Below are 23,453 nucleotides of genomic sequence, written 5' to 3'. Positions count from 1 at the left end.
ACCTAAGCTTGGAGCCATGATCAAGCCGGTTGACGCCACCACCACTGCTGCCTGGGATGAGCTGGACGAGCTCGCTGACAATGCCGAACTGGATCTTCGCAGGGCCTTCGCCGACGACCCGGAACGGGCCGCCCGTTTCACTCACACCGTCGGGGACCTGCACGTCGATCTGTCGAAGAACCTCATCAACGACGAAGTCGTCGCGGCGCTGCTGCGGCTCGCGGAACAGACCGACATCGCCGGCCGCCGGGACGCGATGTTCCGCGGCGAACACATCAACGTCACCGAGGATCGCGCCGTGCTGCACACCGCGCTGCGGCTGCCCCGCGACGCGGAGCTGACGGTCGACGGGCAGGACGTGGTCGCGGATGTCCACGAGGTGCTGGACAAGATGTTCGCCTTCGCCGACAAGGTGCGTTCCGGCGAGTGGGTGGGGGTCACGGGCAAGCCGATCCGCACCGTGGTCAACATCGGCATCGGAGGTTCCGATCTCGGGCCGGTGATGGTCTATGAGGCGCTGCTGCCCCACAAGCAGCAGGGCCTGGAGTGCCGGTTCATCTCGAACATCGACCCGACCGACTGCTTCGTCAAGACCGCGGACCTGGATCCCGAGACCACGCTGTTCATCGTCGCCTCCAAGACCTTCACCACCCTGGAGACCCTCACCAACGCCCGCATGGCCCGCACCTGGCTGCTGGACGCCCTGGTAGCCAAGGGCGCCATCGAGGACACCGAGCAGGCCCGCCGCGAAGCCATCGCGAAACACTTCGTCGCCGTTTCCACCGCACTGGACAAGGTGGCGGAGTTCGGCATCGACCCGGTCAACGCCTTCGGGTTCTGGAACTGGGTGGGCGGCCGCTACTCGGTGGACTCGGCCGTCGGCCTGCCGGTGGCGATCGCGATCGGTCCCGACGGTTTCCGTGACTTCCTGGCCGGTTTCCACGCCGTCGATCAGCATTTCCGCACGGCCGAGCCGTCGCGCAACGTGCCTCTGCTGATGGGGTTGTTGAACATCTGGTACGTCAACTTCCTGGGCGCCACCAGCCACGCGGTGCTGCCCTACGCACAGTACCTCCACCGGTTCGCCGCCTACCTGCAGCAGCTGACGATGGAGTCGAACGGCAAGTCGGTGCGCTGGGACGGTTCCCCGGTGACCTGCGAGACGGGCGAGGTGTTCTGGGGCGAACCCGGCACCAACGGCCAGCACGCCTTCTACCAGCTGATCCACCAGGGCACCCAGCTGATCCCCGCCGACTTCATCGCGGTCGCCAACCCGCCACACGCGATCAAGGACGGCGATGTGGATGTGCACGGCATGTTCCTGGCGAACTTCTTCGCCCAGACCGCGGCGCTGGCCTTCGGGAAGACCGAGGAGCAGGTGCGCGAGGAGGGCACGCCGGAGGAGATCGTGCCGGCGCGGGTGTTCTCCGGTAACCGGCCCACCACCTCGATTCTGGCGCCCGCGCTGACACCGTCGGTGGTGGGGCAGCTGATCGCGCTGTACGAGCACATCACGTTCGTGCAGGGGATCGTGTGGGGCATCGACTCCTTCGACCAGTGGGGTGTCGAGCTGGGCAAGAAACTGGCCCTGGAGATCGCCCCCGCGGTCTTCGGCGACGCCCACGCCCTGGCCAGGCAGGACGCATCCACCCGGGCGCTGGTGTCCTGGTACCTGGAAAACCGGCGGTGAGCCCGCACGAGGAGAAGACGAGCAGACCACGTCGCCGCCGCCTGGAGGTGGCGGCGGCCGTGGCCCTGACCGTCACGCTCGGTCCGATCCTGTCCGGGGTTTTCATGGTGGCCTCGGGCAGCGCCGACCGGATCTACACGGCGGGTGATCACGTCCCGGCCCGGGACGTGATCATGGTGCTGGGCGCGAAAGCCGATCCCGGGCGCCCGTCGGGGTTCCTGACGGCCCGCCTGAATGTCGCCATCGATCTGTTCAACTCGGGCAGGGGCAAGGTGATCCTCGTCACGGGGGCCAACACCGCGGAGAGCAACTACGAGACCCAGGTGATGGAGGACTACCTCATCGCCCAGGGCATCCCCGCGGGCAGGATCGTGCAGGACGTCGCGGGCTACGACACCTACGACTCCTGCATTCGCGCCCGCGACGTGTTCGGGGTGCGGGAGATGACGGTGGTCTCGCAGGCCTACCACCTGCCACGCACGATCACCACCTGCCGGGCCCTGGGCGTCGACGCCATCGGGGTGGGTGACTTGACGGCCCAGCGGAACTGGCCGGATCGTTATTTCCAAGGGGAGCTGCGCGAGTTCCCGGCGTACGTGAAGATGCAGCTCGACCTGCTGCGCGGGGCCAAGGCGACGCAGTCGCCGCCGAGCACCGCCATCCAGGACGCGCTGAAGAACAGCTGAGTCGTCCCCTCAAAGCCGGTTGAGCGGGGGCGCGAGCCCCCTCCCCAAGCCTGTTGAGCCGGGACGCGAACCCCTCCCCAAGCCGGTTGAGCCAGCACGTGAGCGCCAGCGAACGGCTGAGTCGAAACCACCACTCACACCCGACGGGTAGAACCCAACCCCAACACCCCGAACAAAGTCACCAAGGTTTCGACACGCCCAGCTCGCAGAGCGAGCAGGCCGGCTCAACCAGCTTGGCGATGGGACGGTTTTGGTACGCCCGGCTTCGGGGAAGGTTGAGCCCCTCGGGTCGTCTCGCCTGATGACAAAAAAGAACCCCGCACTGTTGCGGGGGGGAATCTCGGGTGGCCAGGGCCGGGGTCGAACCGGCGACCTTTCACTTTTCAGGCGAACGCTACTACCAACTGAGCTACCTGGCCGGTGGGTGGCCTGTAGCTCACCCAGCGACCCCGACGGGACTCGAACCCGCGACCTCCGCCGTGACAGGGCGGCGCGCTAACCAACTGCGCCACGGGGCCAATCTCTTGGCCTGCTGGCTCTCACCAGCCCGGGTAACTCTAGCGGCACTCCCCGGTTTTGGGAAATCGGAGTTCAGGACCGCCTGGCCACCCGTTCCAAGGAACTCCGGACAGGAGTCTCCCTGGCATCCCCAACGGGATTCGAACCCGTGTTGCCGCCGTGAAAGGGCGGAGTCCTAGGCCTCTAGACGATGGGGACCGGACCCGAGAAGGATAGTGGTGATCCGCCGTCTGGGCAAACCAGCCCTCCCAACACCATGCTCGGGCCATCCCCAAAGGGTTTTCCAGGACCAGTTCCCGGTGTTCCCCGGAACCGTCGCTCACAGCCTGGCCGATTCCATTCAGCGCGGCGAGGTGGCTGCCACCGATCCAGTCGAGAAGCACCTGCCGGAACCGGCTGGCTGGTCTGGCCGAGGTACTGACCCCGCGGAGCCCCGGGAGTAGCCTTGATCTTCGTGAGCAGAAGAGTCGCCACCCCGATGTGCCCGTTGCGCCCCGGCGACCCCTGCGGATTGTGCGTTCCCGGGGCCGACGGGCCCCACAACTGCCCGACGGTGCGTCTCGTGCTGGAGGACCCCGAGATGCGGGAGATGTGGCTGGCGAAGAAGACCGAGAAACGCGCCACCGCCAAGTGATCGCGGGCCCCTCTCAGACGCTGCGCGGGGCCCGTGGGTGGCGAGCCAGCACCGGAGCTTGTCGCCCTGGCCCGTGACCCGGACCGGAAACAACAGGTGCTGCTCCCTGAAGCCGGTTGAGCCAGCACATGGACGAAATCAGGCCGGGCAGGAGGTGCCGTCGGCCGGAACCTCGCCGGTGACGAAGTACCTCACCACAGCCTCATCGATGCACGTGCTCCCCTTGGTGAAAGCGACCGCGTGCCCCGAGCCCTCCCACGTGAGCAGCGTGGCGGATTCGAGCTGCGCGGCCATGGCGGCGGAGTAGTCGTGCGGGGTCACGGGGTCCACCCTGGCCCCGATCACCAGGATGGGACCGGCCCCCTTCGCGGTCAGTTTGAGGTCGGGCGCGGAATCAGCGGTCCAGTACTCGCACATCGGGAGCACCCCGAGGTTGGCGGCGAACACCGGGGCCTCGGCGGCATGATCGGACAGATCCTCGGCCGCGGCCTCAACTCCCCGATCGGAATGGTCCACGCAGGAGATGGACGGAAAGGCGTGAGTGAACGTCGTCCACCCAATCCCATCATGACCGGTGATGGCGTCGAAGTACTCGAGCATCTCCGCTCCGTCACCGTCCATGGCATGCTGAAGGGCGGCCGCCAGTTGCGGATAGGTCGACTCGGCGCCGTACAGAGCCGCCCCGAGTCCGAGAGCCGCCACCGACTGCGTCAGTTTCCGCTCCTCCACGGCCACGGGGGTCGCGTCGAGACCCTTGAGGAAGGTGTCGATGCGGTTGAGCACGGCATCGCGATCCTCACCGAGGGAACAAGACCCCTCTCCCGCACACCAGTCGGCGAAGTGCTGCAGGGCCTTCTCGAATCCACTGACATCCAGCAGGGCGGGTGAGGGGGCGGAGATGTCGACGGCGGAGTCGAGAACCAGCCGTCCGGTGCGCTCCGGGAACAACTCCGCATAGGTGGAGCCGACGAAGGTGCCGTAGGACCAGCCGAGGTAGTTCAGCTTCTCCGCACCGAGAAGGTGCCGAAGCAGGTCGAGGTCGCGGACGTTCTCGATGGTGCTCAGGTGATCCAGCAGCTCACCGGAGGCATCCCGGCACTGCCTGGCGAAAGCCTTCCAACCTTCCTGCTTCGCTTGTTCCTCGGTCTCGTCGTCAGGGGTGTTGTCGGACAGGAAGGCGGCATCCGTCTGCTCCGTGGTGCCGCACTCCACGTGGGTGGATTCCCCGACACCACGCGGATCCCAGCCGACCAGGTCATGGCCGGGAACGGCATCGGCGGGCAGGAGTTGGACGACGGGACGCGCCGATCCGCCCGGGCCGCCGGGATTGATGAGCAACGGCCCCATCGACGGATTCGCCGATGGTTTCCGCGTCAATGCGATGTCCAAGGACGCCTTCCCCGGGTTCTCCCAGTCGAGTGGAACTTTCATGGTCGCACACTCGATGTCCTCGTCCTCTGCACACGTCTCCCACGTGATCGTCTGCTGCGCATACACCGAGAGGTCATCCCCCAGGGCGGCGGGCAGCTCCACCGAAGGCACACCGCTGCCCTTGTAGTCGATCTGACGATCCTTGTTCCGACCCTCCAAGGCAGGCCAGGTCTCGTGTTCCGGGACCGGGATCTCAGGCACCCCCGGCTGCCACCTGGGCTGTGTGGAAGGCGCCGCCGACGAGGTGGGCGATGTCACCGGGGACGAACTTCCGTTGCTCCCCGCGGCGTTGCAGGAGACCAACGACACAGTGGCCGCAATGGCCGCCAGCCCCACCAAGGACCGTTGCGAAAACAGTTTTCTCATGACTTCTCCTTGCTGCCAGCCACTCGGAACGCTACGAGAACCCGTGGCATCGCTGCTTCCCCTGAGAACCCCCTGAGATCCCAGCCGGCAACTCGGTGCGGCCAGGCCCCGGTCAGCCGTAGGTGGCGAGCCAGCGCCGGATCTCGTGGAGGAAACGAAGCCGCGGCTCCTCCAACGACAACACCAGGTCGTGCCTGCCGTCAAGGATGCGGATGAGGGTGACGTGGTTGCCGATCTGCGGGGCCCGCGCGGCCAGGGCCTCCACGTCGAGAACCAGGTCCGCGCGGTGCATGTCGTCGTTCCAGGTTCGGGAGGGGTCGCTGCGGGCGCTGATCAGCATCAGCACCGGGACCTCGATTCCGAGGCCGGCCGCCACCTCCGCGTGTCCACGCATCACCGCCGACATCCAGCCGACCCGGGGCAGGAAGGCCGGATCCCCTTTGAGGTTGTGGTTGTAGTGCCACTCCCCCTCCTCGTCTGCGGAGATGGAGCGACGGTAGAAGCCCAGATCGGGCAGGGGAAGCGCCCGGGTGGGGGAGAGCGTCCCAACCGCGCTGAAGGCCGCGGTGAGGGCGGGACGCCAGGCCTGGAGGCTCTGCAGCTCCAGCCACGGCGAGTTCAGCACCACGGCATCCGCCACCCCGGGCCGGGCGCTGACGAACAACGAAACCACCAGCCCGCCCGTCGAGTGCCCGAACAGCACCAGGTGATCGTGTCCCTCGTCGCGGATCACCTCAATGGCGGCGTCCAGTTCCTGGTGGTACTCGCCGAGGTCGGCGGTGTAGCCGGCGAGCTGTCCGTCGCGCAGCGACCTGCCGTAGCGGCGCAGGTCGAGGGCGTAGAAGTCGTACCCCCAGCTCTCGACGGCCTCGGCCAGGTGGGTCTGGTAGAAGTAGTCGCTCCACCCGTGGACGTACAGCACGGCTCGGGAGGACACCGGCCCGGCGTGCCGGATCAGCGTGGCCACCACCTCGTGTTCCGGTTCACCCGGGTATGTCCGGGCCCCGGGCAGGGGAATGCTGAACTGCTGGTAGCCCGGCAGTTCAGCATCCGGAACCCAGGAAATCACCGACGGAGGTCAGCGATGCGGGTACTCGTCCTCGAAGTCGTCGTCAGTGTTGTACTGCTCAGCGAGGTCTGCGTACGCATCAGGAATGTCGGTGGTCTCCCGGGACTCGTACTTCTCGCCTCGGAGCTCACGCTCCAATGACGCGAAATCGGTGTCCACTGAGCGATACTTCAAATCGCGTGCCACCTTCGTCTGCTTCGCCTTTGCACGGCCGCGCCCCATATGGGTCGACCCCCTCGTTCAATCATCGCGGACTTGCCGCGGAATCTGTCAGTAACTCGTGACCACGAGCCTACCGGAGTCAGCCAACATGCTCAAAGCTCCCCTCCGGGTAGGCTGGCCGAGTCGCATCGCTGAGACCTGAGGAGACCCGATGGGAAAGATCATCTACACCCTCACCGACGAAGCCCCCAGGCTGGCCACCTGTTCACTACTTCCGGTGCTCCAGGCCTACGGGCGCCTGGCCGGCATCGGCATCGAGGGGCGCGACATCTCCCTGGCCGCCCGCATCCTGGCGCGTTTCCCCGACTTCCTGCCCGATGACAAGCGGGTTTCCGACGATCTGGAGGAGCTCGGGGAGCTGACGAGGGACCCTTCGGCCAACATCATCAAGTTGCCCAACATCTCCGCCTCGGCGCCGCAGCTGAGGGCCGCCATAGCGGAGCTCCAGGCCAAGGGTTTCCCCCTGCCCGATTACCCGGAGGAACCCGCCACCCCGGAGGAGCGGGAGATCCGATCCCGCTACGACCGGATCAAGGGATCCGCTGTAAACCCCGTACTACGCGAGGGCAATTCCGACCGCCGCGCACCCGAGTCCGTGAAGAACTACGCGCGCGCCAATCCGCACCGGATGGGAGCCTGGACACCGGATTCGCGGACCCGCGTCGCCACCATGAACTCCGGCGACTTCCGCCACAACGAGCAGTCGGCGGTGCTGGCCGGCGGCGACGTGCTCACCATCCGCCACGTCGCCCCCGACGGCACCACAACCGTCCTGCGGGAGGGCCTGGAGGTGCTGCCCGGGGAGGTCGTGGACGCCACCGTCATGCGCGCGGTGGCTCTCGATGATTTCCTGACCGAGCAGGTGGATGCGGCCAAACGGGAGGGTCTGCTGTTCTCCGTGCACCTGAAGGCCACCATGATGAAGGTCTCCGACCCGATCATCTTCGGTCACGTCGTGAAGGCCTTCATCGGCCCCATCCTGGAACGCCACGGCGATGCCCTGGCCGCCGCGGGCCTGTCCCCCGACGACGGCCTGGGCGCGATCCTCGCGGGCCTGGGAAGTCTCCCGGACGGCGAGGAGATCCGGGCCGGGATTGAGGCCGCCCTGGCAGAAGGACCCGCCCTGGCGATGGTCGACTCCGGGCGGGGCATCACCAACCTGCACGTTCCCTCCGACGTGATCGTCGACGCCTCCATGCCCGCCATGATCCGCAACTCCGGGCACATGTGGGGACCCGACGGCGCGGAGGCCGACACCCTCGCGGTGCTGCCCGACTCCTCCTACGCCGGGATCTACCAGGCGGTGATCGACGACTGCCGCGCCAACGGTGCCTACGATCCACGCACCATGGGAACCGTCCCCAACGTCGGGTTGATGGCGCAGCAGGCCGAGGAGTACGGCTCCCACGACAAGACCTTCCACATCGAACGCGACGGCCGCGTCGAGGTCGTGAACTCGGCCGGGGACGCGCTGCTGCGCCACGACGTCACCGCGGGCGACATCTGGCGGGCCTGCCAGACCAAGGACGCCGCCATCCGCGACTGGGTGGGACTGGCCGTGACCCGGGCCCGCGCGACCGGCTGGCCCGCCGTGTTCTGGCTGGACGAGACCCGCGCCCACGACCGCAACCTGCTGCTCAAGGTGAAGACCTACCTGGCCGAACAGGACACCGATGGCCTGGACATCCGTGTCCTCTCACCCGTCGAGGCCACCCGGTTCACCGTCGAACGCATCCGACGCGGCGAGAACACCATCTCGGTGACCGGCAACGTCCTGCGCGACTACCTCACAGATCTGTTCCCCATCCTGGAGCTGGGAACCTCGGCGAAGATGCTCTCCATCGTGCCGTTGATGGCTGGTGGCGGGCTGTTCGAGACCGGCGCGGGCGGTTCCGCCCCGAAACATGTGCAGCAGCTCCTCGCGGAGAACTACCTGCGTTGGGATTCGCTGGGCGAGTTCCTGGCGTTGGCCGCGTCGCTGGAGCACCTGGCCTCCAAGGGCAACGCGAAGGCCGCGGTGTTGGCCAGCACCCTCGACCGCGCGAACGGGCGGTTCCTGGCCGAGGACAGGTCACCGACGCGGAAACTGGGCGGCACCGACAACCGCGGGTCGCACTACTGGCTGGCCCGGTTCTGGGCTGAGGAACTGGCCAACCAGCACGAGAACACCGGCCTGGCGGTTGCCTTCGGTCCCGTCGCCACAGCCCTCGTGGAGGCCGAGGACGCGATCACCTCGGAGCTGATCGCGGTGCAGGGCTCCCCCGCCGACATCGGCGGCTACTACCTGCCCGACGAAACCCTCGCCTCGGCGGTGATGCGCCCCTCCCCCACCTTCAACGCCATCATCGACGGCCTCTGAGAGGCACCGAGCAAGGGGTGGTTTCGACACGGCCCACTCGCTGACGCTCGCAGGCCGGCTCAACCAACTCCCACAAGGACAAAGCCGGTTGAGCCGGGTCGCGAGCACCCCCTCCCCAAGCCGGTTGAGCCGGGGAGCGAGGAACGAGCGACCCGAGTCGAAACCACCCCACGACCGAAAAGCAAACCAGACCACCCCGCCTGGTTTCGACACGGCCCACTCGCTGACGCTCGCAGGCAGGCTCAATCGACTTCCGTCCCTACGGAAGCGGCTGGGATGGGGGTCAGGTGAGTTCGGCGACACCGGGGCCGTCGTGGGCCTCGATGCGTCCCAGCACCCAGGCGTCGATTCCCCGCGACCCCAGCAGCGTGACGGCTGCGTCCACGCTGGTCTCGGGCAGGATCGCGACCATGCCGACGCCCATGTTGAGGGTGGCCTCGATGTCGGCCTGCGAGACCCGGCCCACCTGCTGCACGAGCCGGAAGATCGCGGGCGGGCTCCAGGAGTCGCGTTCCAGCCGGGCCCTCCGACCCGCCGGGATCACGCGCGCCAGGTTGTTGGCCAGCCCGCCGCCCGTGATGTGGCTAAAGGCGTGGCACTCCACCTCGCGGATCAGCGCGAGGACATCGAGGGCGTAGACCCTGGTCGGGGTCAGCAGCTCCTCACCGAGGGTGCGGCCCAGTTCGTCGACGTGCCTGTCCAGCCGCCAACCGGCCTGTTCCAGCAGCACGTGCCGCACCAGTGAGTAGCCGTTGGAGTGCAGCCCGGAGGAGGCCATCGCCAGCACAATGTCCCCGGCCTCGACGCGGTCGGCACCGAGGATGGCGTCGCGTTCCACGACCCCGGTGGTCGCGCCCGCGACGTCGTACTCCTCAGGGCCGAGCAGCCCGGGGTGTTCGGCGGTTTCCCCGCCGACCAGGGAGCAACCCGCCGCGACACAGGCGTCGGCGATGCCCGAGACGATGGCGGCGATCCGTTCGGGAACCACCCTGCCGCAGGCGATGTAGTCGGTGACGAACAGCGGTTCGGCGCCGCAGACCACCAGATCGTCAACGAGCATGCCGACCAGGTCGAAGCCGATGGTGTCGTGGCGGTCGAGGGCCTGGGCGATGGCGACCTTCGTGCCCACCCCGTCGGTGGAGGTCGCCAGCACCGGATGGGTGTATCCCTTCAACGCCGAGGCGTCGAAGAACCCGGCGAAACCACCGAGCCCGCCCAGCACCTCGGGTCGGCGGGTGCGGGCCACGGATGCCTTCATGAGTTCGACGGCGCGGTCACCGGCCTCAATGTCGACTCCGGCGGCGGCGTAGGCGGACTGGCTCATTTCTCCTCCAGGTGAAGCAACTCGGCCTGGCCCTTCGGGACCGCTATCGGGTAGCGGCCGTCGAAACAGGCACGGCACAGATCGGTGGCGGGACGGTGGGTGGCCTCGGTGAGGGCGTCGAGGGAGATGTAACCCAGGGAATCGGCCCCCAGCGACCGGCAGATCTCGTCGACCCCCAGCCCGGGCGCGATCAGCTCGGCGCGGGTGGCGAAGTCGATGCCGTAGAAGCAGGGCCACTCCACGGGCGGCGAGGAGATGCGCACGTGCACCTGACTCGCCCCGGCCTCGCGGAGCATGCGCACCAGGGCCCGCTGGGTGTTGCCGCGGACGATGGAGTCGTCGACCACCACGAGTCGTTTGCCCGCGATGACCTCCTTCAGCGGGTTCAGTTTCAACCGGATGCCGAGCTGCCGGATGGTCTGGCTGGGTTGGATGAACGTGCGACCCACGTAGGCGTTCTTCACCAGTCCGAGGCCGAACGGGATGCCGGAGGCCTCCGCGTATCCGACGGCCGAGGGGGTGCCGGAGTCGGGGGTGGGGATCACCAGGTCGGCCTCGACGGGGTGTTCGCGGGCGAGGATACGGCCGATCTCGACGCGCGTGGCGTGGACGCTGCGTCCCGCGATGGTGGTGTCGGGGCGGGCCAGGTAGACGTACTCGAACAGGCAACCCTTCGGCTTGGCCTCGGCGAAACGCTGGCTGCGCAGCCCCGCCTCGTCGATGGCGATGAACTCTCCGGGTTCAACCTCCCGGACGAAACTGGCCCCCACGATGTCCAGGGCTGCGGTCTCGGATGCCACCACCCAGCCGGTGGCGAGCCGTCCCAGGACGAGGGGACGCACGCCCTGCGGGTCGCGGGCGGCGAACAGCGTCTTCTCATTGATGAAGGTCAGACAGAAAGCCCCCCGCAGCTTGGGCAGCACCTTCATGGCGACCTGCTCGATCGGTTCGGTCCCGAAGGAGGACATCAGCGCGGTCACCAGCGAGGTGTCGTTGGTGGAGTCCATGGTCTTCTTCTCGGGGACCTGCTGGTCGGGGTCGAGCTCGCGGAGCCAGGACTCCAGTTCGTGGGTGTTGGTGAGGTTTCCGTTGTGGGCCAGCGCCAGGCCACCGACGTGGGTGGCGCGGAAGGTCGGCTGGGCGTTGTGCCACACCGAGGCGCCGGTGGTGGAGTAGCGGGTGTGGCCGATGCCGAGCCGCCCGCGCAGGGAGGTGAGGGTCGCCTCGTCGAAGACCTGGGAAACCAGTCCCATGTCCTTGAACACGGTGATCCGTTCCCCCGTGGAGACCGCGATGCCGGCGGATTCCTGCCCGCGGTGCTGGAGCGCGAAGAGCCCGTAGTAGGTCAGCTGGGCCACGTCCTCGGATGGAGCAAAGACCCCGAAGACGCCGCAGGCGTCCTTCGGGCCGTGATCGATGGGATCGAGATCAAGCGATAGTCGGCCATCAGGTCGGAGCACCGGCTCAGCTTATCGCGGGCCCGCCGGTAGGAGGGTCTTCTGGTCCACGAGTCACGGTTGCGCAGCACTCAACCCGAGAAATCCCCCGCCGGGGCCGAGAATCCGGGTTGAGTGCTGCGCAACCGGGGGTTCGCGAAGTAGAGCCGTCCTGTGGAAAACGATGGGTGACGGTTCTGCCGTTCCCATGGTGGGAGTATGAAATCCCCACTGGCTCATCTGCCCATAGTGGCGCGCAGAGACCACCCGCATCTTCGTAATCACATCGACCATCTCATTCGCTCCGGTCAACTCACCCCGCTTCTGCACGGGTCTCCTGCTGGGCGGATCAAGAACCCGACTTCTTCCTGCTGGTCAGAGCCGCCGTTTCCTGGAATCCCAGAGCGATTCTGGTCGGAGCCACGGCCGCGGCCCTCACATGGTGGCCGGAACTCAAACCTGACCGGGTGGAATTGGCCTCCCCTCCGCCTCGGAACCCCCCGCCCTGGATCAGGTGCAGGCGTCTGAGGATCCCGGCCTCACTCACGGAAGAGCTGGGCGACACGAGAGTCGTCACCCCTGAGTTGTCGGTGCTCGGAATGCTTGACGGCGGGGACGCCAACCCCATGTGTGAGGCATTGAGACGCGGAGTGACCACTGTGGCGCGCATCCGAACCACCCTGGAGCAGATACCCCGAGCCTCGGGAAACCTCGTCCGCAACGTCCTGCTGTCAGCCGCGAGGGACAACCCTTGGTCTCCCCTGGAACTCGAGGCCCATCAGCGACTCCGGCGAGCCGGTTTGAAGGGCTGGAGGACGAATCACCGGGTGCTGCTGGATGGTTTGGTCCATTTCCTTGACATCGCTTTCCCGGGCGCCCGGCTCGCCTTGGAAATGGATGGTTGGCAGCACCACGGCAACCACCTCTGTTTCGTCGCGGACCGCGTCCGGCAGAATCGCCTGGTACTGGGCGGTTGGACCATTCTGCGCTTCACCACCCAGAGCTTGGATCGCCTGGTTCCCGAGACGAAGCGGGCGCTGGCACGGTTGAGATGAAAGACGAAACCCGGTTGCGCAGCACTCAACCCGGAAAATTCCCCGCAGGGGCCGAAATTATGAGTTGAGTGCTGCGCAACCGGGTTGTGTCGGGTCAGCCCGCGAGATTGTTCAGCAGCAGGGTCTCCGCCAGGGCCGCCTTGGCGAAGTCACCGAGGTCCAGCGACTCGTCGATGCCGTGCATCCGCGAGTTCGGGTCGGTGACGGCGGTCACCAGCACCAGGGCTCCGGGATTCCGGTCGGCGAACTCGGCGACGATCGGGATCGATCCCCCGCAGCCGATCTCCACGGCCTCAACCCCGAAAGCCTCCCGGAAAGCGGCCTTCGCGGCCTCGGCGCGCGGCCCGTCGAGGGTGATCCGGCTGGGCGCCCCGCACTGCCCCGCAGCGACGTCAACGTGTGCGCCCCAGGGCGCGTTCTTGCGCAGGTGATCCTCCAGGGCCTTCGCCGCGGCCACCGGATCCTGCCCGGGTACCAGGCGCACGCTCACCTTGGCACGGGCCGACGGGATCAGGGTGTTGGATGCCTTCGCCACGGGGGTGGCGTCGATGGCCAGCACCGAGGCGGAGGGTTTGAACCACATCCGTTCCACCACCGACCCGTCGCCGATCTGTGAAACCCCCTCGAGCAGCCCGGTTTCCTCCAGCAACCGGTCCTCGGGGTAGTCGAGGTCGGGTCCGGGCCCCGAGACGAGACCCTCGATCGCGACATTCCCGGCCTCGTCGTGCAGGGTCGCCAAAACTCGGCACAGCGCGGTCAAAGCGTCCGGCACCACCCCGCCGAACTGCCCCGAGTGCAGCCCCTCCGCCAGGGTTGAGACAGTGACCTGGCAGTCCGCCACACCGCGCAGCGACGTGGTGAGCGACGGCTTTCCGACCTCCCAGTTGACGGAGTCGGCGACGACGTAGACATCGGCGGCCAGTTCGTCGCGGTAGCGGTCTAGCAGCGTCGGCATCGTCGGCGACCCGATCTCCTCCTCGCCCTCGATGAACACCTTCACCCCGACCGGCGGTTTGCCGTTGAAAACCCGCAGCGCCGCCAGGTGCAGCGCGACCCCACCCTTGTCGTCGGCCGATCCGCGCGCGTACAGCCTGCCGCCGCGTTCCGTCGGTTCGAATGCCGGGGAGGTCCAGGCGTCGGCGTCGCCGGCGGGCTGGATGTCGTAGTGGGCGTACAGCAACACCGTCGGCGTCCCCTCAGGCCCGGGAAAGTTCGCCCACACCGCCGGTTTCCCGCCGCCGTCGAGGAGTTTCACCTCCGAGGCCCCGAGGTCCCGGAACAACCCGGAGACCGCATCGGCGCAGGCGGCGACGTCGGCGTCGTGTTCCGGCATCGAGGAGATCGACGGGATGGAGATGAGTCTGTGCAGGTCGGCGATGGCGGAGGGCAGCGCCCTCTCGACGTTCCAGGCGAGATTGGTCATGCCTTCACCCTACAGAGAGCACATCGGCAGGGATCGATGACGTCGATCCCTGCCGATGTTGCCGTCCGTGGAGCCTCCCCGGGACCTCAGCCCTTGACCGCGCCCGCGGTCAGTCCGGCGACGATGTACTTCTGCAGGTACATGAACAACAGGATGATCGGGATGGCCGCGACCACCGCGCCCGCCGCGAACAGCGACCACGGGGCGTTTCGTTCGTCGGATGCCCACACGTACATGCCGACCGCCAGGGTGTAGTCCTCCGGACTCTGCAGCACGACCTTGGCGAGAATGAATTCGCCGTAGCTGCTGACGAAGGACAGCAGGCCGACGACCACGAGGATCGGGGTCACCAGCCGCACGATGACCCCCCAGAAGATCTGGGCGTGGGTGGCGCCGTCGATGCGGGCCGCCTCGTCCAGCTCCTTCGGGATGGTGTTGAAGAACCCGTAGATCAGGAACGTGTTGCCGCCGAGCGCCCCTCCGAGGTAGACGGCGATCAACCCGAGGGCCGAGTTGAGCCCCAGCACCGGGTAGATGTCGCGCAGCATCAGCAGCAGCAGGAAGATCGCGACGAAGGCCAGCATCTGCGGGAACATCTGGACCAGCATGAGAGCCGTGAGCCCGCCACGACGCCCCTTGAACCGGTAACGGCTGAACGCGTAGGCCGCGGACGCCGCCATCAGCACCGTTCCGATCGCGGTCGTGGTGCTGACCACGAACGACTGCAACATCCAGCGCGGGAAATTGGTGCCGAACAGCGTGGCGTAGTTCTCCGTCGAGACCGTGCGGAACAGTTCACTGGAACCGCTGATCGTGCCTCCCGGGTTGAGCGATGCCGACAGCACGTATAGCAGCGGGAAGATGCAGTAGATCATCAGCACCACGGCGAGGATGTGTTTCCAGCCCACTTCCTTCCACCAGCGGGCGCCCTTGAGGGTGACGTTGTCGTTCATCACATGATCTCCTCGAGCTTGCGGGTCTGCCGGAATCCGAGCCAGGCGATGACCCCGACCACCACGAAGATGAGCAGGGACAACGCGGACGCCAGGCCGTACTGCTTGCCTCCCGACTCGAAGGCTATGGAGTAGACCATCGAGATCAGGATGTCGGTCTCACCGATCAGCACCGGAGCACCGGAATAGTTCGGGCCGCCACCGGTGAGCATGTAGATCAGGGAGAAGTTGTTGAAGTTGAACGCGAAGCTGGCGATCAGCAGCGGCGCGAGGGAGACCATGAGCATCGGCAGCGTGATGTTGCGGAACCTTCGCCAGGCACCCGCCCCGTCCATGATGGCGGCCTCGGTCAGTTCGGCCGGGATCGCCTGCAACGCCCCGGTGCTGACCAGGAACATGTATGGGAATCCGAGCCACAGGTTGACCCCCAGGATGGCGAGTTTCGCCATGCTTCCATCGGACAGCCACGCGATGTCGGCCCCACCCAGGAGCTGGTTGATGATCCCGAACTCCTTGTTGAGCATGCCCTTCCAGGTCAGCGCCGCCAGGAACGCGGGGAAGGCGTAGGGCAGCAGGAAGATCGCGCGGTAGAAGGTGCGTCCCCTGACCCGTTTGTCGTTGTAGATCACGGCCAGGGCCAGCCCGAGGGCGAAGGTGGTGAGCACGGAGAGAATCGAGAAGGCGAAGGTCCAGGCCGTGATGCCGAGGAAGGGACCCGTCAGCCGCGAGTCGTTGAAGACCTCGGTGAAGTTCTTGGTCCCGACGAACACCCGCCAGCCCGGGGTGAGCTGCGACCCGTCGCTTGCGACGAAGGCCCCCACGGACTCGTCGGCGTGATAGACCTTCCCGTCGGGGTCGGTGAAGGTGTCGGCCGCGGCGTCGTAGGTCAGCGCCGATTTCGCGACATAGGCGAAGGACGCGTTGTCGGTGCGCAACCAGCCTTGGGTGGGGTCATCACTGAGGTTGACGCGCAACTCCAGCACATTCTGCTGCCGGGCCTGCACATCGGCCGGCGACAGCAGGTTCCACCCGGGCACCTCCGTCACCCTGGTGCCGGCGACAACCGCTCCCTGCACCTCCGCGAGAGGAGTGTTCTGGGTTCCGACCTCGGCGTGGCCGTCACGCACCACCGCGAATCCAAGCTCGCCGTCCTTCTCGACGATGGTCACGGGGTAGGTCGAGGTGCCCTCGACCCTGCGGTCGGAGGTCTTGAGGATCTGGGTGATGGCGGGCTGTTTGGAGTCGTTGTGACCGTCACCGTAGTTGGTGAACGCCACCCAGGCGGTGGAACCCATCACGTAGACCTGGTAGACGAGCAGGAAGACCAGGCCGGGCAGCAGGTACTTGGCGGGGATCGCCCGCTTGGAGAAGTAGACGTAGTCGGCGACGAGCAGCGCCACGACGAGGAACCCCAGCACGAACCATTGCCGTTGGGGAATTGAAACCATGATGCCGTACAGCCCGAAGGCGTTGACCAGGGCCATCAGGACCAGCTTCGCGTAGAAGCCGGGACGTTTGTAGTCGCGGGCATGGGACAGCCGCGGCTCCGCGGAATCGGTTCTTTCTTTCATGTTGTTTCCAGACCGGAAACCACGCGGGGGCCCGGGGAGCCCCCGCGTGGAACACCGATCAGCCCTTGGCGAGCGCGTCCTCGACGTTGGAGATCATCTGCTGCCAGGTGGTCACGGGATCCTCCCCGCGGAGGATGCTGAGTTCGGCGGAACCCCAGTGACTCCAGACCGCATCCATGCCGGTGATGGCGGGCAGGGCCTGGCCGTTCTCACCGGCGGCCTCGAAGCCCTTGAGGACCGGGTCGGTGACGGCCGCCGCGGCGGACTTCAGCGCGGGCAGGCGCCCGCCCTTCTCCTGCAGGATCTTCTGCGCCTCGTCACCGGCCATGTAGTCGAGGAACTGGTTGGCCAGCAGCGCGTTCTTGGAGTGCGACGACAGGTAGACGCCCTGCACCCCGACGAATGGGGCGGCTGGCTGGCCACCCGCGGAGGGCACGGGAAGCACCGAGATGTCGAGCCCGGCCTTGGTGAACTCACCGGTCCACCAGGGTCCGGTGATGATGTAGGGGGACTTGCCGTCGAGGAAGGCCTGCTTGGCCTGATCCCCACCGATGGACTCGGACAGCACACCCTCGTCGGTGAGTTTCTTGATGTAGGCGGCGAACTTCTCGCCGGCCTCACCCTTCATGCCGATCTCGGTGGTGTCGGGTTTGAACAGCGGGGCACCGAAGGAGCTCTGCACCGGGTACAGGTGGTAGGCGTCTCCCTTGTCGCCCTGCTGGATCAGCACGGGGTGGCCCGGGGTGAGCTGCTTGCCCTGGGCGATGAGCTCGTCGAAGGTGGCCGGGGTGTCCTTGGCGAGGTTGTTGTTGCGCACCAGTGCGATGTTCTCCACCGCGTAGGGAACGCCGTAGAGGGTTCCGTCGCTGGTGAAGGCCTTCTTCGCGGCATCGGAGAAACCATCTGCCTTGTCGCCGAGCTCGACGGGCGCGACGACGCCGTTCTTGACCAAGCTGCCGATCCAGTCGTTGGCGCCGACGATCAGGTCGGGGCCGGCCCCGGAGGGGGCTTGGGCGATGAAGTCCGTCCGGACGTCATCGGTCGGTTTCTGCACCACCTCCAGTTTGACCCCGGTGGCCTTCTGGAAGGCTTCACCGATGGCGTTGAACCCCTCGATGCGGGTCTCGTCGGTCCACAGGGTGAGGGTTCCGGAGGCCTGGGAACCGCCGGAGGAACTGTTAGGGGTGGTGTTGCTTGCGGAGCCGCAGGCGGTCAGGGCGAAGACCAAGCCGGTGGCCGCCAGTGCGAGCAGGCGCTTGCTCATGTGGTTCTCCTGTTCTGCAGGGCCGGCTTCGACGCCGACCCATGGTTCTGCTACGCAGACGCTAACAAAATCTCTGCACGATTGCAGCAATTTTTCAGACAATTTTGGCCACAATTTGATAACGTCTCGCAGACAGACTGACCACGGAGGTAAGGATGGGTACGCGACCACGAATGTCGGACCTGGCCGCCAACGCAGGCGTATCCGTCTCCACGGTCTCCCGGGTGCTCAACGGCAAACCCGGGATCCGGGAGAACACACGCAGGGCGGTGCTCCAGGCCATGGCCGACCTCGGTTATGATCGTGAAAAATTGCAGCAACGCACCGGAGTCGTAGGTGTGATGGTCCCGGAGCTGTCGAACCCCTCCTTCCCCGCCTTCGCGGAGCGCCTGGACGCCATGTTCCAGCCCGTCCACCGCGCCGTGATCGCCGCAGCCGGTCCACTGGGCGCGAACGAACCCTCGTGCATCGCCACCCTCCTGGACCTGGAGGTCGACGGTGTGGTGTCCATATCGGGTGCCGCCGCCGACACCGAGGCCGACCTCACCCCCTACCTACGGCTGGTGGAGGCCGGGGTCCCGACGGTGTTCATCAACGGCCACACCACAAAACTCGCCTCGGCCTTCGTGAACTGTTCCGACGCCGACGCCGTCGCCGCCTCCGTCGCCCATCTGAGGTCGCTGGGGCACGAACGCATCGGACTCGCCGTCGGCCCGGCCCGTTTCCTGCCCACCCAGCGCAAGTCGTCGGCCTTCCTCGAACTCGGTTTCGGGAAGGACAGCATCGAACGCACCATCTTCACCCCGGAGGGCGGCCAGGTTGCGGCCGCAAAGCTGTTGGCAACCGGGCACACCGCCATCATCTGCGGCTCCGACCTGATGGCGCTCGGGGTGATCCGCGAGGCCAATTCCCGCGGGCTGCGGGTCCCGGACGATCTCTCCGTGATCGGCTTCGACGACTCCCCGCTGATGGCCTTCACCGACCCCCCGCTGACCACCGTGCGCCAACCCGTCCAGGCCATGTGCGAGGCGGCCGTCTCGGGGCTGGTGCGGGCGATGGACGGCAACACCCCCGACGGCACGGAACTGATTTTCCGACCCGACCTGATCATTCGTCGATCGACAGGACCGAGAACATGACAGACAACCACGAGTGGTGGCGCTCCGCCGTCATCTACCAGATATATCCCCGCTCCTTCGCCGACAGCGACGGCGACGGCTACGGGGACCTGCCGGGCGTGATCTCGAAACTGCCCTACCTCAAGGAACTGGGTGTGGACGCGGTGTGGCTGAGCCCGTTCTACCGCTCCCCCATGGCCGACGCCGGCTACGACGTCGCCGACTACCGTCAGGTCGATCCGCTGTTCGGTGCCACCACCGACGCCCACCGGCTGATCGAGGAGGCCCACGCGCTGGGGTTGAGGGTGGTCATCGACCTGGTGCCGAACCACACCTCGGATGCCCACGAATGGTTCCAGGCCGCGATCGCGGCCGAACCCGGCGCCCCGGAGCGGCAGCGCTACCTGATCCGCGACGGCAGTGGCCCCAGCGGTGAGCTGCCGCCGAACAACTGGCGGTCGCTGTTCGGCGGCGAGGGGTGGTCGCGGCTGAAGCGCCCCGACGGCACCCCGGAGCAGTGGTACCTCCACCTGTTCGACGTCCACCAGCCCGACCTCGACTGGGACTCCGACCTGGTCAAGGAGGGTTTCGACGACATCCTGCGGCACTGGCTCGACCTCGGGGTCGACGGTTTCCGCGTGGACGTGGCGCACTCCCTGGTGAAGGCCGACGGCCTACCCGACGCGGAGGAACACACCAAACAGGGCAACTTCAACCTTGGCCCGATGTGGGACCAGGACGGCGTGCACGACGTCTACCGCCGCTGGCGGAAGGTCCTCGAAGAGTACGACGGCGACCGGGTGCTGGTGGCCGAGGCGTGGATTCCCGTCCCGGAACGCCTGGCCCGCTACGTCCGTGCGGACGAGATGCACCAGGCGTTCAACTTCGACTTCCTGTCCTCCGCGTGGGACGCCGCCAGCTACCGCCGGGTGATCACGAAGACGATGGCCGCGAACGCCACCGTCGGGGCGCCCACCACCTGGGTGCTCAGCAACCACGACGTGGTCAGGCATGCCACCCGCCTGGCACGCGAGGACACCTCCGACACCGAGGGCATCGCCGCCACCGATCCGCAACCCGATGCCGCGCTGGGCATCAGGCGCGCCCGCGCGGCGACGCTGATGATGCTGGCGCTGCCCGGGTCGGCGTACCTGTACCAGGGCGAGGAGCTGGGGCTGCCGGAGCACACCGCCGTTCCGGACGACCTGCGCCAGGACCCGATCTGGTTCCGTTCCGAACGCGACCAGGTGGGACGCGACGGCTGCCGCATCCCGATGCCGTGGATCGGCGACGCACCCGGAGCGGGTTTCTCCCCGACCGGCCGGACCTGGCTGCCGCAGCCGGATTCGTACGCCTCCCTGGCGGTCGACCGGCAGGTAGGGGTGCCGGGTTCGACCTGGAGCATGTACCACGACGCCCTGCGCCTTCGTCACCAGTACGGGCTGGGGCTGGGTCACCTCACCTGGGAACAGGCCCCGGAGCACGTCGTCTGTTTCGACAACGGCGAGGTCCGCGTGATGGTCAACATCGGCGGCGACCCGGTCCCGCTGCCGGAGGGCGAGGTGCTGCTGGCCAGCACGGAGCTCGACGGCGTCCTGCCCACCGACGCCGCCGTCTGGGTCCGCAAACCCCTCGACTGATCCCTGCCCGGGTGGCCCTGAGGTCGCTCCTCAGGACCACCCGGCGGGCCTCGCTCCCTGCTCCGGCTCATCGCCGCGAATCAGGGCCGCGAACCGCTCAACCGCGCATGGCCTGCAGGCGGGCGATCTCCTCGTCCGGCAGGTCGTTGCCACCGCCAACCAGGGACATGGCCCAGTCGATGTGGGCGCAGTGCTCCAGCCGTTCCATGTGGAAGTAGGCGGACATGAGGTCCGGACCCCAGGTCAGCGCCCCGTGGTTCTCCAGCAGGCAGGCCACACCCCGCCGCACGAACGGGGCCACCGAGTCCGCCACCGCCGGGGTGGAGGGCGTGGCGTAGGGAGCCAGCGGAACCTCACCCATCCCCACCACCACCTCCGGCAACATCCGGTTGACCAGGCCCTTTCCCCGAGCAGCGAGCAGTGTTGCGTGGACGGGGTGGGCGTGGACGACGGCCTGCACCCCCTCGTCCTCCTTGTAGACCCGAAGATGCATGCGGATCTCCGACGAAGGCCTCGCCTCACAGCCGGGAACCGGAGTGCCCGCGAGATCCACCACCGCCAGCATCTCAGGGGTCATGAATCCCTTGCTGACCCCGGTCGGTGTGCAGAGCACCCGGTCCGCGTCCAACCGGACAGACAGGTTCCCGTCGTTCGAGGCCACCATGCCCTTGGTCCACATGATCCGCCCGACCTCACAGATCTGCTCTCGGAGCCGGAGTTCGTCGGCCACCATTGCCGTCTCCCTTCATCGCAACTTGTCAAACAACTTAGGAGCAGGTTGCCATGAAGTCAACAAGCAACCCGTTCAGCGACGGCGTTGGATGGTGAAGTTGTAGCGCCCCTCGATGAAGTAGGTGCGCGAGTACATCAGCACCTCGTCGCCCTCCGTGTAGTGCATCTGGTCCAGCAGCACGAACAGCTCATGGGCCTGCGCCTCCCGCCCCCACCCGATGTGGGCGGAGTGGACCGCGTGGATCTCGGCCTCCCCGCGCGACGGCTGGACGCCGAGCTCGGCCGAGAAGAAGGCGAACAGCGAACCCTCCAGGGACTCCGGGTCGAAGTCCTCGGGCAGGATGGCCATCGGGATCAGGTCGTAGGAATAGGCGACGACCTCGCCGTCGGCCAGGATCGTGCGTCGCAGCTCCAGCACATCCGTGTCCCCGGGCACCCCCATCCGCGAGGCCTCCTCCGGCATGACCGGGCGTTTCACCCGTCGCACGTACTCCATCCCCGGTACGCGCCCCTCCTTGCTGATGGATGCCGTGATGGAGTCCAGCCGCTCCAGCCCTGCATGGACCGTGGGAGGGCTCACCACGAACGTGCCCACCCCGTGCCGGGTGGTCACCAGCCCGAGCGCCTCCAGCTCCCGCAGCGCGGCACGCACCGTGGGCCTCGACACCCCGAACTCGCTCGTCAGCGAACCCTCCGTCGGAAGCCTGGCCCCCGCCGACAGCTCCTCCGTCGCGATCCTGCGACGCAACTCGCCAGACACCCGCGCAACCAGGCTGGTCCTGCCCGCCATTCAACAACTCCTCATTCACCCGGAACTCGACCAGCAGAGTAACAGGTTGATGACAACTGGTTGACTTCTTTCGAAAGTTATCCGTACTCTTAGGTAGAGATGTCGGACAACGTAGTTCGAAGGAGGAACATGGTACTCGCGATCCAGTGGGTGGACGGCTCCCCGCCGGGGATCCGGCTGCTCGACCAGACCCGCCTCCCGGAGCAGGAGGAACACATCGACGTCACCACCGTGGATGTCCTCATCAGGGCCATCCAGGACCTGGCCGTGCGCGGCGCCCCGGCCCTCGGGGCCGCCGGTGCCCTCGGCGTGGCCGTCGCCATGCTGCAGGGTGTCCGCGAGGGCTGGGACGAGGAGCGGCTGGCAGCCGAGATCGACCGGCTCCGAAACGCCCGCCCCACCGCGGTGAACCTCGCCTGGGGCGTGGACCGGATGCGCCCGCTGATCCCCCGGGGGATCGACGCCGTCCTCGCGGCCGGACTCCAGGTCGTCGCCGACGACACCGCCGCGAACCGGGAACTCTCCCGGATCGGCGCGGACTGGATCCTGGCCCACACCAACCGACGCCCGTTGCGCATCAACACCCACTGCAACACCGGTGCCCTGGCCACCACCGCCCAGGGCACCGCCTACGGCATCATCAAGGAGCTCTTCGGACGCGGCCTGGTGGAGATGGTCTACGCCGACGAGACCCGTCCCCTGCTCCAGGGTTCCCGCCTCACCAGCTGGGAACTCACCCGGGACGGCATCCCCCACCGGGTGCAGGTGGACGGGGCCGCCTCGTCGACGATCCTGCGCGGTTTGGTCGATGTCGCGATCATCGGCGCGGACCGGATCGCGGCCAACGGGGACACGGCCAACAAGGTGGGCTCCGTGGCCCTGGCGCTGGCCTGCCGACGGGCGGGCATCCCCTTCGTCGTCGCCGCCCCCTCCTCAACCGTCGATCCGGCGACCGCATCCGGCGACGACATCGTCATCGAGCTGCGCGAGGAGGCCGAGGTGCTGGAACTGGCCGGGATCCGCACCGCTCCGGGCACGGCACGAGGCTTCAACCCGGCCTTCGACGTCACCCCCCACGACCTCATCGACGCGGTGGTGACCGAACGCGGGATCGTCGAACCCGCCCTCTCCCCAAATCCCCGCTGCATGGCGCGGATCCTCAGCTGATCAC

Annotated in this window: 19 protein-coding genes and 3 tRNA genes; 8 read left to right on the top strand and 14 right to left on the bottom strand. The window is 67.1% G+C overall.

What is annotated here, in order from left to right:
* Positions 1-16 precede the first annotated feature (16 nt).
* Both pgi and ACO6D6_RS12205 read left to right on the top strand, forming a co-directional pair.
* Positions 17-1,690 (top strand): glucose-6-phosphate isomerase, encoded by a 1,674-nt coding sequence (gene pgi, locus ACO6D6_RS12210; protein WP_484785518.1) that lies wholly within the window; start codon positions 17-19, stop codon positions 1,688-1,690.
* Positions 1,687-2,376: a SanA/YdcF family protein gene (locus ACO6D6_RS12205; protein ID WP_484785517.1), complete on the top strand. Its 690-nt coding sequence runs from the start codon at positions 1,687-1,689 to the stop codon at positions 2,374-2,376. The genes pgi and ACO6D6_RS12205 overlap by 4 nt, the downstream gene beginning before the upstream one ends.
* 345 nt (positions 2,377-2,721) lie before the next feature.
* Here ACO6D6_RS12205 and ACO6D6_RS12200 read toward each other — a convergent pair.
* The 3 genes from ACO6D6_RS12200 to ACO6D6_RS12190 all read right to left on the bottom strand — a co-directional run bounded on the left by ACO6D6_RS12200 (position 2,722) and on the right by ACO6D6_RS12190 (position 3,093).
* Positions 2,722-2,795 (bottom strand) — tRNA-Phe (locus ACO6D6_RS12200).
* A gap of 25 nt (positions 2,796-2,820) precedes the next feature.
* Positions 2,821-2,894, bottom strand: a tRNA-Asp gene (locus tag ACO6D6_RS12195).
* Positions 2,895-3,017: 123 nt separating this feature from the next.
* Positions 3,018-3,093, bottom strand: a tRNA-Glu gene (locus ACO6D6_RS12190).
* A gap of 256 nt (positions 3,094-3,349) precedes the next feature.
* On the opposite strand from ACO6D6_RS12190, the gene ACO6D6_RS12185 reads away from it, so the two are divergent.
* Complete coding sequence (locus tag ACO6D6_RS12185) at positions 3,350-3,529, top strand: DUF6767 domain-containing protein (protein ID WP_484785516.1); 180 nt, start codon at positions 3,350-3,352, stop codon at positions 3,527-3,529.
* A gap of 138 nt (positions 3,530-3,667) precedes the next feature.
* Here the strand turns inward: ACO6D6_RS12185 and ACO6D6_RS12180 are convergent, their stop codons facing one another.
* The 3 genes from ACO6D6_RS12180 to ACO6D6_RS12170 all read right to left on the bottom strand — a co-directional run bounded on the left by ACO6D6_RS12180 (position 3,668) and on the right by ACO6D6_RS12170 (position 6,617).
* Positions 3,668-5,326, bottom strand: a complete 1,659-nt coding sequence (locus ACO6D6_RS12180; protein ID WP_484785515.1) for an alpha/beta hydrolase — start codon at positions 5,324-5,326, stop codon at positions 3,668-3,670.
* 112 nt (positions 5,327-5,438) lie between these two features.
* Positions 5,439-6,395, bottom strand: a complete 957-nt coding sequence (locus ACO6D6_RS12175) for an alpha/beta hydrolase (RefSeq protein WP_484785514.1) — start codon at positions 6,393-6,395, stop codon at positions 5,439-5,441.
* A 9-nt stretch (positions 6,396-6,404) separates the two neighbouring features.
* Complete coding sequence (locus ACO6D6_RS12170; RefSeq protein ID WP_484785513.1) at positions 6,405-6,617, bottom strand: DUF3073 domain-containing protein; 213 nt, start codon at positions 6,615-6,617, stop codon at positions 6,405-6,407.
* Between the two features lie 151 nt (positions 6,618-6,768).
* Here ACO6D6_RS12170 and ACO6D6_RS12165 point away from each other — a divergent pair, with 151 nt between their 5' ends.
* A complete protein-coding gene (locus ACO6D6_RS12165; protein ID WP_484785512.1) occupies positions 6,769-8,976 on the top strand; it encodes an NADP-dependent isocitrate dehydrogenase in 2,208 nt (735 codons plus the stop codon).
* A gap of 283 nt (positions 8,977-9,259) precedes the next feature.
* Here ACO6D6_RS12165 and purM read toward each other — a convergent pair whose 3' ends face one another.
* Entirely contained in the window at positions 9,260-10,300 is a 1,041-nt protein-coding gene (gene purM / locus ACO6D6_RS12160; RefSeq protein ID WP_484785511.1) for a phosphoribosylformylglycinamidine cyclo-ligase, read from the bottom strand.
* On the bottom strand, positions 10,297-11,760 hold the full coding sequence (purF, locus tag ACO6D6_RS12155; RefSeq protein ID WP_484785510.1) for an amidophosphoribosyltransferase: 1,464 nt from the start codon (positions 11,758-11,760) through the stop codon (positions 10,297-10,299). The genes purM and purF overlap by 4 nt, the downstream gene beginning before the upstream one ends.
* A gap of 635 nt (positions 11,761-12,395) precedes the next feature.
* On the opposite strand from purF, the gene ACO6D6_RS12150 reads away from it, so the two are divergent.
* Positions 12,396-12,791 carry an endonuclease domain-containing protein gene (locus ACO6D6_RS12150; protein ID WP_484785509.1) on the top strand — a complete coding sequence of 132 codons (396 nt, stop codon included), beginning with the start codon at positions 12,396-12,398 and terminating at the stop codon, positions 12,789-12,791.
* Positions 12,792-12,885: 94 nt separating this feature from the next.
* Here the strand turns inward: ACO6D6_RS12150 and ACO6D6_RS12145 are convergent, their stop codons facing one another.
* The 4 genes from ACO6D6_RS12145 to ACO6D6_RS12130 form a co-directional block, all read right to left on the bottom strand.
* A complete protein-coding gene (locus ACO6D6_RS12145; protein WP_484785508.1) occupies positions 12,886-14,214 on the bottom strand; it encodes a M20/M25/M40 family metallo-hydrolase in 1,329 nt (442 codons plus the stop codon).
* Between the two features lie 86 nt (positions 14,215-14,300).
* Positions 14,301-15,167, bottom strand: a complete 867-nt coding sequence (locus ACO6D6_RS12140) for a sugar ABC transporter permease (protein ID WP_484785507.1) — start codon at positions 15,165-15,167, stop codon at positions 14,301-14,303.
* Complete coding sequence (locus tag ACO6D6_RS12135; protein ID WP_484785506.1) at positions 15,167-16,738, bottom strand: ABC transporter permease subunit; 1,572 nt, start codon at positions 16,736-16,738, stop codon at positions 15,167-15,169. The genes ACO6D6_RS12140 and ACO6D6_RS12135 overlap by 1 nt, the downstream gene beginning before the upstream one ends.
* A 58-nt stretch (positions 16,739-16,796) precedes the next feature.
* Positions 16,797-18,002, bottom strand: coding sequence for a sugar ABC transporter substrate-binding protein (locus ACO6D6_RS12130; RefSeq protein WP_484785505.1), 1,206 nt, complete (start codon positions 18,000-18,002; stop codon positions 16,797-16,799).
* Positions 18,003-18,157: 155 nt separating this feature from the next.
* On the opposite strand from ACO6D6_RS12130, the gene ACO6D6_RS12125 reads away from it, so the two are divergent.
* Together ACO6D6_RS12125 and ACO6D6_RS12120 are read left to right on the top strand one after the other, a co-directional pair.
* The gene (locus ACO6D6_RS12125; protein ID WP_484785504.1) at positions 18,158-19,141 is read left to right on the top strand and encodes a LacI family DNA-binding transcriptional regulator; all 984 of its coding nucleotides are present in this window, start codon (positions 18,158-18,160) and stop codon (positions 19,139-19,141) included.
* Positions 19,138-20,760, top strand: a complete 1,623-nt coding sequence (locus tag ACO6D6_RS12120; protein WP_484785503.1) for a glycoside hydrolase family 13 protein — start codon at positions 19,138-19,140, stop codon at positions 20,758-20,760. Before ACO6D6_RS12125 ends, ACO6D6_RS12120 begins: the two co-directional genes overlap by 4 nt.
* A 97-nt stretch (positions 20,761-20,857) precedes the next feature.
* Here the strand turns inward: ACO6D6_RS12120 and ACO6D6_RS12115 are convergent, their stop codons facing one another.
* Complete coding sequence (locus tag ACO6D6_RS12115; RefSeq protein WP_484785502.1) at positions 20,858-21,493, bottom strand: class II aldolase/adducin family protein; 636 nt, start codon at positions 21,491-21,493, stop codon at positions 20,858-20,860.
* 72 nt (positions 21,494-21,565) lie between these two features.
* The gene (locus ACO6D6_RS12110) at positions 21,566-22,282 is read right to left on the bottom strand and encodes a GntR family transcriptional regulator (protein WP_484785501.1); all 717 of its coding nucleotides are present in this window, start codon (positions 22,280-22,282) and stop codon (positions 21,566-21,568) included.
* 129 nt (positions 22,283-22,411) lie between these two features.
* On the opposite strand from ACO6D6_RS12110, the gene mtnA reads away from it, so the two are divergent.
* Positions 22,412-23,449, top strand: coding sequence for an S-methyl-5-thioribose-1-phosphate isomerase (gene mtnA / locus ACO6D6_RS12105; protein WP_484785500.1), 1,038 nt, complete (start codon positions 22,412-22,414; stop codon positions 23,447-23,449).
* Positions 23,450-23,453 lie beyond the last annotated feature (4 nt).

This window comes from Arachnia sp. (genome assembly GCF_057238465.1).
Note: the sequence above shows the minus strand (reverse complement) of the source record. Positions and strands in the feature narration are given on the sequence as shown.

Coding starts and splice junctions, on each gene's coding strand:
- purM (WP_484785511.1), bottom strand. CDS start 10,300: ATGAGCCAGTCCGCCTACGCCGCCGCCGGAGTCGACATTGAGGCCGGT.
- ACO6D6_RS12170 (WP_484785513.1), bottom strand. CDS start 6,617: ATGGGGCGCGGCCGTGCAAAGGCGAAGCAGACGAAGGTGGCACGCGAT.
- mtnA (WP_484785500.1), top strand. CDS start 22,412: ATGGTACTCGCGATCCAGTGGGTGGACGGCTCCCCGCCGGGGATCCGG.
- ACO6D6_RS12180 (WP_484785515.1), bottom strand. CDS start 5,326: ATGAGAAAACTGTTTTCGCAACGGTCCTTGGTGGGGCTGGCGGCCATT.
- ACO6D6_RS12110 (WP_484785501.1), bottom strand. CDS start 22,282: ATGGCGGGCAGGACCAGCCTGGTTGCGCGGGTGTCTGGCGAGTTGCGT.
- ACO6D6_RS12165 (WP_484785512.1), top strand. CDS start 6,769: ATGGGAAAGATCATCTACACCCTCACCGACGAAGCCCCCAGGCTGGCC.
- ACO6D6_RS12115 (WP_484785502.1), bottom strand. CDS start 21,493: ATGGTGGCCGACGAACTCCGGCTCCGAGAGCAGATCTGTGAGGTCGGG.
- ACO6D6_RS12140 (WP_484785507.1), bottom strand. CDS start 15,167: ATGAACGACAACGTCACCCTCAAGGGCGCCCGCTGGTGGAAGGAAGTG.
- ACO6D6_RS12120 (WP_484785503.1), top strand. CDS start 19,138: ATGACAGACAACCACGAGTGGTGGCGCTCCGCCGTCATCTACCAGATA.
- ACO6D6_RS12135 (WP_484785506.1), bottom strand. CDS start 16,738: ATGAAAGAAAGAACCGATTCCGCGGAGCCGCGGCTGTCCCATGCCCGC.
- ACO6D6_RS12145 (WP_484785508.1), bottom strand. CDS start 14,214: ATGACCAATCTCGCCTGGAACGTCGAGAGGGCGCTGCCCTCCGCCATC.
- ACO6D6_RS12130 (WP_484785505.1), bottom strand. CDS start 18,002: ATGAGCAAGCGCCTGCTCGCACTGGCGGCCACCGGCTTGGTCTTCGCC.
- pgi (WP_484785518.1), top strand. CDS start 17: ATGATCAAGCCGGTTGACGCCACCACCACTGCTGCCTGGGATGAGCTG.
- ACO6D6_RS12125 (WP_484785504.1), top strand. CDS start 18,158: ATGGGTACGCGACCACGAATGTCGGACCTGGCCGCCAACGCAGGCGTA.